This window comes from Hahella sp. HNIBRBA332 (assembly GCF_030719035.1).
GTDB lineage: Bacteria > Pseudomonadota > Gammaproteobacteria > Pseudomonadales > Oleiphilaceae > Hahella.
The window spans coordinates 666,596-679,907 of the sequence record NZ_CP132203.1; the positions used below are offsets into that span (position 1 = coordinate 666,596).

Below are 13,312 nucleotides of genomic sequence, written 5' to 3' on the forward strand. Positions count from 1 at the left end.
CTGGCGATGGATGTCGCGCGCCGTCAGATTGAGCGCATTGGCTCCAGCACGGCGTCCAGATTCAGGTCGTCGCAGAACAGCATGAACTCTTCGCGCAAACTCGCCAAATGCATATCCGCGGGAATATTTACGGTCATATTGATATTGAACATTTGCGTACCGGAATGCGGCGCGCTGTAGGTGTTGGTCTGTAACTCATCAATAGTGATTTTGCGGGAGTAAAAGAACTGCGCAATCCGATAGACGATGCCAGGGTGATCCAGCGCCACTACGTTGACGTTGTAAGTGAGGGCGCGCGCCGGACGCCGGGCCTGGGTCTGTTTTATGATCAGATTCAGGTCAAGCTTGCGGGCCAAGGGGGGGATTATATTTTCCAGCTTGGCGATGGCGTCCCAGCTGCCGGACACCATCATAACCAGGGCGAATTCTGCGCCCAGCACGGTCATACGGCTGTCAACAATGTTGCACTGGTAGTCTGAGCAGGCTTTGGCCAGTTCGTTAACGATTCCCGGGCGGTCTTCGCCAATAGCGGAAATGACCAGATAGTTTTCTCTAGGCAATGTATTTCCCATTCTTAATGTGGATGTGTAGATGGATTGCAACGCACATACTCCTCCGGGCTCCCGCCACTGTCAAGTATCCCCGGAGGCGCTGCGTTGCAGGTCCTTTTATCCGCCCCAGTCTTGTTAATATTAAGGGTGAGAAGTACCATACCCGGGTTAATAGAAGAAGGGCTCTCGGCGCCGTCCAAGCGCTGTTGTGAAATCGCTTTACAGCACATTCCGGAATTATTCATGGCATTCCTATTCCGCATGGATGGCGAGCGTTGTCCATAGGCGGCGCGTTTTATTCCACAAGCGTCCTGCGACGCCGGTTTGGTGCGTAAAGAACTAGTTGTTAATACGTGGAGAACAAGATGATAAAAGGTAGCTTGGTTGCATTGGTGACGCCCATGCTTGAGGATGGCGCCATTGACTGGCCAAACCTTGACCGATTGCTCGATTTTCATATTGATAACGGCACTCACGGCATTGTCGCCGTAGGCACCACAGGGGAGTCCGCGACCCTGGATTTTGAAGAGCACGAAGCGGTTATCAAGCGGGTTGTGGATTACGTCAATGGACGCATCCCTGTCATTGCCGGCACAGGCGCCAATTCCACGACCGAAGCCCTGCATCTTACGGCGCAGGCGAAAAAAGCCGGCGCCGACGCCTGTCTTCTGGTGACTCCTTACTACAACAAGCCCACTCAGGAAGGTCTTTTCCAGCATTTCAAAAAGCTGGCGGAAGCCGTCGATATTCCGCAGATTCTTTACAACGTGCCAGGGCGCACTGCTTGCGATATGTCCAATGAGACCGCGCTGCGATTGGCGCAGATCCCCAACATAGTGGGGATTAAGGACGCTACCGGCAACCTGGATAGAGGGCGGCGGCTTATTAACGCTTCCCCTGAGGGGTTTGCGGTTTACTCTGGTGACGACGGCACGGCGGTGGAGTTGATGCTCGCCGGCGGCAAAGGCAATATTTCCGTCACCGCCAACGTCGCGCCTAAATTATTGTCCAGTCTGTGTGAATTCGCCCTGAAAGGTGAGGCGGACGCCGCCCGCGCGTTACAAGAGAAACTGCAATCGCTGCATAGCGCCATGTTTGTTGAATCCAACCCCATCCCGGTGAAGTGGGCGATGGCTGAAATGGGGCTGATCAGCTCCGGGATTCGTCTCCCGCTGACGGAGTTGAGCCCTGAACGCAGACCCCAAGTGCGCGATGCTCTGCTAGCGTTGGACCTGATTAGCGAATAACGGACGGCCTCTGTTTTGATGAAACGTTTATTGAGTAGTGTTCTTATTGCGGCGGGGCTGTCGGGATGCAGTCTCATGACTGACCGTTCCAATCAATATATGCAGGCGGAGCGCGGCGATCCATTGGTCGTGCCAGAGTGGTACTCCAGCCGTCGCCTGCAAGACCGTTTCCCTGTGCCGCATGCGGAAAAGGCGTTTGTCGCCAACAAGGACTTCGTGGTCCCACCTCCGCCAGCGCCCGGCTCTGATCTTTTGCAAGAGCATTTCGCCATCAAGAAAACGGCTGATGATATCTGGCTGCTGGCCAGTGAGCCGCCAGGGAAAGTCTGGCCGGCGCTGAAACGCTATTGGGAATCCATCGGCGGCAGTGTGGCGGAAGTGGATACGGCGGAAGGGCGCATGCAGGTGAGCCTGCCTATGAACTCGCTGAAAGCATCTGAGTTTGTCGGCAAAATGCAGTTGCAGCCCTACGTCAGTAATGAGCAGTTACAATTGCAGGTGCGGGTGCAGCAAGGTTTGAAGCGGCTTAGCTCGGAAGTGCGAGTGACGGTCCAGGGTATGTCGCTGGCGGGCCCAACACCTCAACAGGAAGGCCTGTTGACGGATATGCGTCAGTATATGAGTGATCAAGGCGAAAGCCTGGGTAGTTACTCGCTGGTGGCGCAGAATATCGGTGGCGAGTCTCGCGTATCGCTGGTGGAGAATGCTGATCAGCCCTATCTGCGGGTGGACCTCAATTATGACCGCGCTTGGTTCGCGCTGGGGCAGGCGTTGAATGACAGCCGCATTCCCGTGATAGATATCAACCGTAGCGAGGGTGTTTACTTTGTGCGCTTCGTCGAGAAAGAGCACGAGAAAAACACAAGCTGGTGGTCCGGCTGGTTTGGCGGCGAAGAGGAAGAGAAACTGTCCGACAGATTCAACTTCCGCGTTTTACTGTCCCCCGCAGACGATGGCGTACACATTTCCTCCGAGCCAACGTCGACAGGCGTTGGCCGGCAAGAGCAGTTGATCCTGCTGAACAAGATTCTGGATAACATGTCTTAATTCAACTAACTGCGGAGACGCCCTCAATGCAAAAGCTCGAAGAGCTGTATTCTGGAAAAGCCAAGTCGATATTTAAAACGGATGACGCGGACCTGTTTGTAATGGAGTTCCGTGACGATACTTCCGCTTTCGACGGTGTAAAGAAAGCGAAGCTGAGCCGCAAGGGTGAAGTAAACAATAAATTCAACGCTTTCATTATGAGCAGGCTGGCGGAAGCTGGCGTGCCCGTACATTTTGTTCGGCTGCTTTCCGAGCGTGAGTCCCTGGTCAAGCGTTTGCAGATGATTCCTGTGGAGTGCGTCGTACGTAACGTGGCTGCCGGCAGTCTGTGTCGTCGCCTGGGAATTCGCGAAGGAATGGAGTTGACGCCTCCTACTTACGAACTGTTCCTGAAGAACGACGAATTGCATGATCCGATGATTAATGAGCATCATGCGCGCGCTTTCGGCTGGGCGACGGACGAGCAACTGGAGGAAATGAAGGCGCTGACATTCAAAGTGAATGAGATTCTGAAGTCTTTGTTCGATGCCGCAGGCATGACCCTGGTGGACTACAAGCTGGAGTTCGGTCTGGTTGAAGGTAAAGTCACCTTGGGCGATGAGTTCAGCCCTGACGGCTGTCGTATTTGGGACAAGGCCACCGGCGAGAAAATGGACAAAGACCGTTTTCGTCAGGATCTGGGCGACGTCATTGAATATTACGAAGAAGTCGGCCGTAGATTGGGCGTCCAGTTCTAATCACTCTCCTAACGGGGTCGGCCATCGCCGGCCCTTTTTGTAAATAAAGTTGGTTCAGCAACCGTTCATAATCAATAATTAAGCTGTGCCCGGGAGCCTTCGCACGACGCCCGGCCTGACGCAGGCTCCTCTCATTACTTTTAAGCCCATCTGGTAAAGCAGGGCGGGCTATTCGCCAATGAAATAGAGGAATAATTAATGAAAAAAGCAACGATGACGTTATTGGCGGCTATGGCCTGTAACGGCGCTTATGCCGATACGATTGGGCTGTTCGCCGGCGTGAGCGGCTGGAATGCGGACTTTACCGGCGACGTACAGTCAGGTTCAGAATCCGTGGATCTGGAAAAGGATCTGGGATTGGGCGACGACACCTTCATTCAAGGCTATGTAGCGTTCGAGCACTTTGTTCCCGGGTTGCCTAATTTTCGCCTGCAGTACACTGAGCTCAGCCAGAACGGCCAGGGCACACTGACCAAAACATTCGATGGCGTGACCTTTACAGGCGATGTCGATACAGACGTGGATCTGACTCATACCGACCTTATAGCCTATTGGCGTCTTTTAGATAATGTCGTATCACTTGATCTTGGTCTGCAGGCCCGTATTTTTGACGGTGAGATCACCATTAAGCAAAAAGGCGCATCCACCAATGAAAGCACTACAGCCATCGATGAAGTCGTACCGATGCTGTATGGCGCAGTGGGTGTAGACCTTCCTCTTACCGGCTTAAGTGTCGGCGCATCTCTTGCAGGCCTGAAATACAGCGACAACCGTATGCTCGACGTCGCCGCCCGCATCAACTATGAAATTGAGGTGGTGGGTGTTGAGCTTGGTTGGCGTGAAATGCAACTGGAGCTGGACGATGTCAGCGATGTGGACGCTGATGTGGATATCGGCGGACCATATCTCGGAGTGAGCGTTCATTTCTGATGTGACTGCGCCCTGATTGTTTACGGGGCGCTTTAATTGTTTTTGAGCGCCCGGCGCACTGTTTATCGCCGGGCGCGCTTCGAGACTGAATTCGTATAGGGGGATGTAAAATGAAAGTGTTAGTAACAGGAACAGCCGGCTTTATCGGCTCTCATGTCGCATTGAGGCTGCTGGATCGTGGGGATGAGGTCATCGGCGTTGACAACCTCAATGACTATTATGAAGTTTCCCTGAAAGAAGCCCGTCTCGCACGTTTGACGCCATACAAAGGCTTTACTGATGTGCGTCTGGATGTCGCGGATCGCGAAGGGATTGAAGCGTTATTCGCGAAACACAAGCCTGATCGCGTGGTTCACCTTGCCGCTCAGGCGGGTGTTCGTTACTCCATTGAAAACCCGCATGCCTATGTGTCCGCTAACCTGGTAGGGCACATGAATATTCTGGAAGGCTGCCGTCATAACAAGGTTGATCATCTGGTTTACGCTTCCAGCAGCTCCGTATACGGCGCGAACGAATCCATGCCTTTCTCCGTGCATGACAATGTGGATCACCCTCTGAGCCTGTATGCAGCAACCAAAAAGTCCAATGAGCTGATGTCTCATACTTACAGCTCGCTGTATGGGATTCCGACGACTGGTTTGCGCTTCTTCACCGTGTATGGCCCTTGGGGGCGCCCGGATATGGCGCTCTTTATTTTTACGCGCAAAATCATCGCTGGCGAGCCAATCGACGTATTCAATTATGGCAAGCACAAGCGCGACTTCACTTATATCGACGATATTGTGGAAGGCATCATCCGTACACTGGATCACGTTGCGCCGGGCAATTCCGAGTGGGATGGCATGCAGCCCGACCCTGGCACCAGCAAAGCGCCGTATCGCATTTACAATATCGGCAGCAACAATCCGGTGGAGTTGTCCCGCTACATAGAAATTCTGGAAGAATGCCTGGGTAAGAAAGCGGAAAGAAATCTGCTGCCCATGCAGCCTGGCGATGTGCCCGCCACCTATGCGGATGTGCAGGCGCTGATCGACGACGTGGGTTATCGCCCGTCCACCACTGTGGAAGAGGGCGTTAAGAAATTTGTTGAATGGTATCGTGACTATTATCGTGTGTGACGAATGAGCGAAATTAATCAGCTTCTTTTAAATAACAAAAAGTGGTCGGAGAAAATCCGCAAGGCTGATCCCGACTTTTTCCCAACTCTGGAGCGCCAGCAGGCGCCCACTTATATGTGGATTGGCTGTTCTGACAGTCGCGTGCCGGCGAACGAAATCGTCGGCATGCTGCCCGGAGAGGTCTTTGTACATCGCAACGTCGCCAACGTGGTGGTGAACTCCGATCTCAATTGCCTTTCTTCAATTCAGTTCGCGGTGGAAGTGCTCAAGGTGCGGCACATCATCGTCACGGGCCATTATGGTTGCGGCGGCGTGCGTGCGGCGTTGGGCGCGGACCAGTTTGGCTTGATCGATAACTGGTTGCGTCATATCAAGGATATTTACGCCCAGCATCAGGAAGAAGTGGACGCTATCACGGATATGAATGAGCGGGTCAACCGTATGTGTGAGTTGAACGTGAAGCATCAGGTGCGCCACGTTTGTCATACTGGCATCGTGCAGAACGCCTGGAGCCGAGGCCAACCGTTATCAGTGCATGGATGGTGCTATGGGCTCAGCGATGGGTTGCTCAAAGACCTGCAGGTGACTCAATCCGGTCCTGAGCAATTGGGTTCCGTGTATACCTATATTGGGAAATAGTAATTTCTGCCTGCTCCCGGCAGAATCCGACACAAATGGTCAAGGTGTAAAATCATGGGACAGCATATCGTAGCCGAGTTCATGCCCCTTAATGTGGCGGTATTGACCGTTTCCGATACTCGCACGCAGGAGACGGATACCTCCGGGCAGGCTCTTGCGGACGGCGCGCGGGGAGCGGGACATGAAATTATCGATCGGACGTTGATTCCAGATGACGTCTATCTGATGAGGGCAGTGGTTTCCGCCTGGATTGCGGACCCGCAGGTGCAAGTGGTGCTGATTACGGGCGGCACCGGCTTTACCGGTAGAGACAGTACGCCGGAAGCGATCAAGCCGCTGTTCGATAAAGAGGTGGAAGGGTTTGGAGAGTTGTTTCGCGCCATTTCCTACCAAGAGATCGGCACCTCCACTGTGCAGTCCAGAGCGATCGCCGGGCTGGCTAATGGTACGGTGATCTTCTGTATGCCGGGTTCTACAAACGCTTGTAAAACAGCCTGGAATAAAATCATTGCCGAGCAACTGGATGCGAGACATAAGCCCTGTAATTTTGTTGGCTTGTTGAAACAGCCAGAGAAAGGTGCAGGGGGCTCTGAGAAACCTGGCTGCGGACCTCGCGGATGAGCGCCTCCAATTCTCAGGCGCATAGTCGCCACAGTTGTGACGCGCCGTCTTCTGGATTGCGCCCTGTTGCGGACGCCAAGCGTATTTTGCAGGCTGCTGCGCAGCCCATCGTAGGGGATGAAGTAGTCCCCCTGCTTGAAGCGGCTGGCAGAGTGCTGGCGGAAGATGTGGTGTCGGCCATTATGGTTCCTCCTACAGATAACAGCGCTGTAGATGGATACGCAATTCCCAGGGAGGCCTGCGAGGCGGAGCTGGAAATAACGTTGCCGATTTCTCAACGTATTCCGGCGGGAGAAAGTCCTACGCCTTTAAAGGAGGGCTCTGCGGCGCGCATATTTACAGGGGCGGCCATCCCTGAAAACGCCGCCGCTGTCGTCATGCAGGAGCACTGTCGGCTGGAAGGCGAAACAGTGGTTGTTCCCGCTGGGGTGCGACAGGGCAATAATCTGCGTCCGGCCGGTCAGGATATCCAGGTAGGACAGGTGGTTGTCGGCGCAGGTAAAAAGCTGCTGCCGCAGGACTTGGGTCTGATCGCCTCCGTTGGCGTGGCGCAGGTGAAAGTGCGCCGCAAACTGCGAGTGGCGGTGTTGTCCACGGGGGATGAGTTGGTTGAACCCGGCGCGCCTCTGCCGGCGGGCAAAATTTATAACTCGAACCGCTACACCCTGTGTGGTCTGTTATCTCGCTTTCAGTGCGAGATTATCGATCTTGGTGTAATAGCTGACACCTACGAGGCGACGGAGCAGGCGTTATTGCAGGCGGCCGCGGATGCGGATTTGATTATCTCCAGTGGCGGCGTTTCGGTGGGAGAGGAAGATCATGTCAAGGATGCGGTGGAAGCGAATGGTTTGCTGAATATGTGGCGGTTGGCCATAAAGCCCGGTAAGCCCCTCGCTTTTGGTCAGGTTGGCGCGACCCCATTTCTCGGTCTTCCCGGTAATCCTGCTGCAGTGTTCGTAACCTTTTGCATACTGGCGCGGCCTTATATTTTGAAGATGCAGGGCGCTGGTGAGAGTGGAGTGGCCGCGGCGGTGCGTCTGCCCGCGTTGTTTGATATCCCCAAGCCAGGGGGGCGAGAGGAATATCTACGCGTTAGAGTCTCGCTCGATGATGAGGGGCGAGCAGGATTGGAAATGCACTCCAATCAAAGCTCAGGTGTGCTGTCTTCCGCGAGTTGGGCGGATGGATTTGCTGTAGCCCCGGCGAATACGACGATTCAACGCGGGGACATGGTGGAGTATATTTCCTTTATCTCCATGGGGTTGTAAGTACGTTTTTTAGCCGCATTTCATGGAAGGAATCAAATATTTAACAGATGTGCGTAATATGAATAAAAGTGCTTGCTCAGGTCAGGCTTCTTTGTTATCTTACGCACCCGCTGACAGCAGGACCGTAGCTCAGTTGGTTAGAGCGCCACGTTGACATCGTGGAGGTCACCAGTTCGAATCTGGTCGGTCCTACCAATTCCCTTCTTTGTCAGTGATCTTTTTTATTAAATTTATTCAAAAATAGTTTCTTGTCTTCGACCCTTGTGACATATGAATGGCTGGTTTGTATTGACTTTTTAGTGATACGATTGCCGAAAACCAGTCACGGAGCGGGGCATGAAGTATCTTCGAACCTTCTATCAGCGCCTTCGGGATTTTCGGCACAAGAAAAAGCTTACCCTTGAAGACATTGCTACCTTTTGTCAGGTGGATGTCACGGTTGTGGCTGGTTGGGAAAATCCCATTGAATCCCAGCGTTGTTACCCTTCTATCGATAACCTGTTTGATCTTTGCGTAAAGACGGGCGTTTCCCTGGATGCGCTGCTGGATTTTGATCAGAATGAGAAAACCAATCCTCAGTTGGACTTGCCCGGTTTTGAGGTGGGTGAGGAAGGAGATTTGGATACGGTAATTGAGCGTCTGACCAAGGTGATGGAAGAGGCGCTGCCTGATTCGACGGAGCGACTGTTGCTGAAGCGCTTTCGCGCCAGTGACGAAGATAAAAAGCGCTTTATCCTGCAGTTAATGAATAGCGGAGAATGATGCTTCCCTCAGTTCGCGTCTGTTTTCTTAGTTTTTGTCTGTATGCCCTGTTCCAGATGGCAGGGCGCTCCAAATAAAAAAGCGCCCGGTCAGGCGCTTTTTTGGTGCATGGAAAAAGGTGATGGTTTACATCAGGCCTTTTTTGTACACGTTCTCGTAGACATAGTTGGTAGCTTCGACGAAGCCGTCAATGCTGCCGCAGTCAAAGCGACGACCCTTGAATTTATACGCCAGCACGCAGCCGTCTTTGGCTTGCTTCAGCAGCGCGTCGGTCACTTGAACTTCGCCGTTCTTACCGGGCTCTGTGTCGCGGATAATGTCGAAAATATCCGGAGTCAGAATGTAGCGGCCGATAATGGCGTAGTTGGAAGGGGCTTGGTCGACGGGCGGCTTCTCTACCATGTCTGTGACGCGGAACAGGCCTTCTTTCATTGGGTCGCCGGCGATGACGCCATACTTGTGTACTTCGTCGTGTGGAACTTCCTGGATGGCCACAATGCTGCAACGAAATTGGTTGTACAGCTTGGTCATCTGGGCCAGCACGCTGTCTTCGCCTTCTTCCACCATGCAGAGGTCGTCTGCAAGCACGACCGCGAACGGCTCGTCGCCGATCAGCGTCTGGCCGGAAAGAATAGCGTGTCCTAAACCTTTCATTTCATTTTGGCGGGTGAATGAGAATTTATTATTATTTATCAGGCTGCGAATGCTGGATAGAAGTTCTTCTTTGCCGGTTCCCTTGATCTGTTGTTCCAGCTCATAAGAAATATCAAAGTGGTCCGCAATGGCCCGCTTACCCCGGCCGGTAACAAAACCGAAAGAGTTCATGCCAGCGGCGACTGCTTCTTCAACGCCGTACTGAACCAGTGGTTTGCTCACGACTGGCAGCATTTCTTTGGGCATGGCTTTGGTGGCGGGCAGGAATCGGGTTCCGTAACCCGCTACCGGAAACAGACACTTTTTAATCATATATTCTCCTTGAAGTTGTGTAGGGCGTTAGTCTACTTGGATTTAGTTATCTTGCAAATCTCGGTCCACCGTTTCCAAAAACGAAAAAAGGAGGGACTCACCCTCCTATTTTGACACTGATTTCATAACAACTTTATTAACAGTTGTTCAGCCGCACTTACTGTCGCCACAATTGAGACAAGTTTGGCATCCATCCATCAATATCACGGATTTTTGGCTGCATTTCTTACACATTGTCGCGTTTGCAGGGAAAGCGGAACCGTCCGCATTCGCTTCATTTTTCTGTCGCGCCTCGTACTCTGCGCGTTTCTCCGCGATCATGCGTTTGTGAGCGTCGCTCAATTCCTCGGACTCGATAATCCCCAGCGCTTTCATGTGCTTCTCAATGACCGCGCCGATTTCCGCCACCAGAGAGGGGACGAAAACGCCGCCTTTCTTGTAGTAGCCGCCGCTGGGGTCATGTACGGACAGCAGCTCCTCCAGCAGGAAGGTGATGTCGCCGCCTTTACGGAACACGGCGGAAATAACCCGCGTCAGTGCGATAACCCACTGAAAGTGTTCCATGGATTTGGAGTTGATGAAGATTTCATATGGACGACGAGCTTCGTGGTCGGTGCCTTCATTCAACAGGATGTCGTTGATGGTGATATAAAACGCATGCTCCGACACCGGGGGTTTGATCTTGTAGGTCGTGCCGAGAAGGAAATCCGGGCGTTCGATTTTTTCATTCATTTCAACCGGTTGTGGTTGCTCCTGAACCGGTTCGCTCGCCGGCGCAACGTCACTGGGCTTGTGAACTTTGTAGCCGACAATTTTCTTTTCAATTTTAACAGCCATGACTGTATACCCTTGTGTACGGTGGCTTTGCTCAGGTTTTCCCGGGAAAACCTAGCTGCAGGCGCATATTATGCGCCCATTTTTAACATTTTCTATGGAGAAACCCGGCGATTTTACGAAATCGCCAGGACTTCGCCTCAGTATTTTCCGTAAGTGCCTTCTTTCAAGGCGTCGAACAGGTTGGCGGCGGTGTGGGTCTCACCGTCGTACTCAACTTCTTCGTTGCCTTTCAGCTTAATGGTTTCGCCGTCTTCCGTGGTGAACTCGTAAAAGGTGTTCTCCAGGTCTTTTTCTTTCACCAGCACGCCTTGGAACGCTTCCGGATTGAAGCGGAAGGTGGTGCAGCCCTTCAGGCCTTTTTCGTAGGCGTACATGTATATGTCCTTGAATTCTCCGTATGGGAAGTCAGTAGGGACATTGGCGGTTTTGGAGATGGACGAGTCCACCCACAGTTGCGCCGCCGCCTGGATATCCACATGCTGTTTCGGCGTTACGTCATCGCTGGTGGTGAAGTACGCAGGCAATTGCGCTTCTGGATCCTCGGTGAACGGCATCGCTTTCGGGTTGACCAGATGGCGATACGCGAGCAGCTCATAGGAGAACACGTCCATTTTCTCTTTTGTCTTCTTGCCCTGGCGAATCACGTTACGGGAATAGTGATGGGCGAAGCTGGGCTCAATGCCGTTGCTGGCGTTGTTGGCCAGAGATAAGGAAATTGTGCCGGTGGGAGCAATGGACGTATGGTGCGTGAAGCGCGCGCCTTTCTTGGCCAATGCGTCGACCAGCTTGGGGTCGGCTTCCGCTACGCGCTGCATATAGCGGCTGTACTTGGCGTGCAGCACTTTGCCTTTCAGCTTGTCGCCGGCTTTAAGGCCGTCTTTCACCATTTCCGGGCGCAGACGCAGCATTTCTTCGGTGACGACAAAAGTGTCTTCCATGATAGGAGCGGGACCTTTTTCTTTCGCCAGCTCCAATCCCTGGCGCCAGCCTTCCAGCGCCATCTCGCGGCACACTTCTTCAGTGAAGCTGACGGATTCGTCGGAGCCGTAAGGCATGCGCAGCATGGCCAGCGTGGAGCCCAGGCCCAGAATGCCCATGCCGTGGCGGCGCTTGTATTGGATTTCGTGACGTTGACCTTCCAGGGGCAGGCCGTTGATTTCCACCACGTTGTCCAGCATGCGGGTGAAAATGGCCACGACCTTGCGATACTTGTCGAAGTTGAACTTGGCGTTTTCAGTGAACGGGTATTCCACGAACTTGGTCAGGTTCACTGAGCCCAGCAGGCAGCTGCCGTAAGGCGGCAGAGGCTGTTCGCCGCAGGGGTTGGTGGCGCGAATGTTTTCGCAGAACCAGTTGTTGTTCATTTCATTGACTTTATCGATCAGGATGAAGCCTGGCTCGGCGAAGTCATAAGTGGACGTCATGATGGCGTCCCAGATAGAGCGGGCTTTGACTGCGCGATAAATACGGCAGGCGACGCGGCCGCTTTCGTCAGTGATATAGCCGTCTTTTACCGGGAAGTCGCGATACAGGTATTGGGTTTCGTCGTTGACGTCAATATTGTCTTCTTCCGCTTCTTTGCGCGTGATGGGGAAGGAGAAACGCCAATCTTCGTCGTTTTGAACCGCCTTGATGAAGTCTTCGGTGATCAGCAGGGACAGGTTGAATTGACGCAGACGACCGTCTTCGCGCTTGGCGCGCACGAAATCAAAGACGTCCGGGTGATGAACGTCGAAAGTAGCCATTTGCGCGCCGCGGCGTCCGCCGGCGGAAGAGACGGTGAAGCACATCTTGTCGAAGATATCCATGAACGACAAAGGGCCTGATGTAGTGGCGCCGGCGCCGGCTACATATGCGCCTTTCGGACGCAAAGTGGAGAATTCATAACCAATGCCGCAGCCAGCCTTGAGGGTGAGGCCGGCTTCATGGTTTTTTAGCAGAATGTCGTCCATGGAATCCATGATGCTGCCGGATACGGTGCAGTTGATCGTGGACGTGGCGGGTTTGTGTTCTTCCGCGCCAGCGTTGGACATGATGCGACCGGCTGGAATGGCTCCGTTTTCCAGCGCCCATACGAAGTCCGCCAGCACTTTTTCGCGCACGCTGTCGGCTTCCACGGAGGACAGCGCCTTGGCGACGCGCTCGTAAGTGCCCAGGATGTCTTTGTCCACTGGGCTTCCGGACTTGGTTTTCAGTTGGTATTTGGTTTCCCAGATATCGACGGAAGCGGGCTGCATATCAATAGGAGCGATAAGCTGCTGGACTTTGGCGTTCATAATATCCCTCAAATCTTCTAACCCCGAACAAGGTTTATTTTAAAACTGCAGTGTTGTTGGTCAGACCGCCAATTCCAGATAGCGCTGCGAGATACGACTGATTCGCAAGTTAAACTTCCTGTGTTGCGTTACAAAAAATGGCGACCACAATATGTTGTGCACCTTACTTGTGCGGCAGGTTGTGAAAAACCTGGTGTCCGATGAAGTTCTGCGTATGTCCGAGCCTTTGCGGCCCTGGAGAGAACACACCATTTTAAGGGTAAAGACTCCCATTGGAGACTTGACTGTCGAAAAGCGGGCTGTTAGCGGCTTT

The 13,312-nt window shown here is 53.2% G+C and carries 13 protein-coding genes and 1 tRNA gene; 10 read left to right on the forward strand and 4 right to left on the reverse strand.

The window, feature by feature from the left end:
• Window positions 1-23: 23 nt before the first annotated feature.
• Window positions 24-560 (reverse strand): glycine cleavage system transcriptional repressor, encoded by a 537-nt coding sequence (locus tag O5O45_RS03225; RefSeq protein WP_371747960.1) that lies wholly within the window; start codon window positions 558-560, stop codon window positions 24-26.
• A 356-nt stretch (window positions 561-916) separates the two neighbouring features.
• On the opposite strand from O5O45_RS03225, the gene dapA reads away from it, so the two are divergent.
• The 10 genes from dapA to O5O45_RS03275 all read left to right on the forward strand — a co-directional run bounded on the left by dapA (window position 917) and on the right by O5O45_RS03275 (window position 8,920).
• Entirely contained in the window at window positions 917-1,798 is an 882-nt protein-coding gene (gene dapA / locus O5O45_RS03230) for a 4-hydroxy-tetrahydrodipicolinate synthase (protein ID WP_305903848.1), read from the forward strand.
• 75 nt (window positions 1,799-1,873) lie between these two features.
• Entirely contained in the window at window positions 1,874-2,845 is a 972-nt protein-coding gene (gene bamC / locus O5O45_RS03235; RefSeq protein ID WP_305903849.1) for an outer membrane protein assembly factor BamC, read from the forward strand.
• 26 nt (window positions 2,846-2,871) lie between these two features.
• Window positions 2,872-3,582 carry a phosphoribosylaminoimidazolesuccinocarboxamide synthase gene (purC, locus tag O5O45_RS03240; RefSeq protein ID WP_305903850.1) on the forward strand — a complete coding sequence of 237 codons (711 nt, stop codon included), beginning with the start codon at window positions 2,872-2,874 and terminating at the stop codon, window positions 3,580-3,582.
• A 198-nt stretch (window positions 3,583-3,780) separates the two neighbouring features.
• A complete protein-coding gene (locus O5O45_RS03245; protein WP_305903851.1) occupies window positions 3,781-4,512 on the forward strand; it encodes a TIGR04219 family outer membrane beta-barrel protein in 732 nt (243 codons plus the stop codon).
• Window positions 4,513-4,622: 110 nt separating this feature from the next.
• Entirely contained in the window at window positions 4,623-5,630 is a 1,008-nt protein-coding gene (locus O5O45_RS03250; protein WP_305903852.1) for an NAD-dependent epimerase, read from the forward strand.
• Between the two features lie 3 nt (window positions 5,631-5,633).
• Window positions 5,634-6,269 (forward strand): carbonate dehydratase, encoded by a 636-nt coding sequence (gene can / locus O5O45_RS03255; protein WP_305903853.1) that lies wholly within the window; start codon window positions 5,634-5,636, stop codon window positions 6,267-6,269.
• A gap of 54 nt (window positions 6,270-6,323) precedes the next feature.
• Entirely contained in the window at window positions 6,324-6,890 is a 567-nt protein-coding gene (moaB, locus tag O5O45_RS03260) for a molybdenum cofactor biosynthesis protein B (RefSeq protein WP_305903854.1), read from the forward strand.
• Window positions 6,887-8,158 (forward strand): molybdopterin molybdotransferase MoeA, encoded by a 1,272-nt coding sequence (locus O5O45_RS03265; RefSeq protein WP_305903855.1) that lies wholly within the window; start codon window positions 6,887-6,889, stop codon window positions 8,156-8,158. The genes moaB and O5O45_RS03265 overlap by 4 nt, the downstream gene beginning before the upstream one ends.
• A gap of 118 nt (window positions 8,159-8,276) precedes the next feature.
• Window positions 8,277-8,353: transfer RNA gene (locus O5O45_RS03270), tRNA-Val, on the forward strand.
• Window positions 8,354-8,494: 141 nt separating this feature from the next.
• A complete protein-coding gene (locus tag O5O45_RS03275) occupies window positions 8,495-8,920 on the forward strand; it encodes a helix-turn-helix domain-containing protein (RefSeq protein ID WP_305903856.1) in 426 nt (141 codons plus the stop codon).
• A 126-nt stretch (window positions 8,921-9,046) separates the two neighbouring features.
• On the opposite strand, the gene galU is transcribed toward O5O45_RS03275, so the two are convergent.
• From galU to O5O45_RS03290, 3 genes are all read right to left on the reverse strand, one after another.
• Window positions 9,047-9,886, reverse strand: coding sequence for a UTP--glucose-1-phosphate uridylyltransferase GalU (gene galU / locus O5O45_RS03280; RefSeq protein ID WP_127969330.1), 840 nt, complete (start codon window positions 9,884-9,886; stop codon window positions 9,047-9,049).
• 147 nt (window positions 9,887-10,033) lie between these two features.
• A complete protein-coding gene (locus tag O5O45_RS03285) occupies window positions 10,034-10,723 on the reverse strand; it encodes a TSCPD domain-containing protein (RefSeq protein ID WP_305903857.1) in 690 nt (229 codons plus the stop codon).
• 137 nt (window positions 10,724-10,860) lie between these two features.
• Window positions 10,861-12,999, reverse strand: a complete 2,139-nt coding sequence (locus O5O45_RS03290) for an adenosylcobalamin-dependent ribonucleoside-diphosphate reductase (RefSeq protein WP_305903858.1) — start codon at window positions 12,997-12,999, stop codon at window positions 10,861-10,863.
• Window positions 13,000-13,312 lie beyond the last annotated feature (313 nt).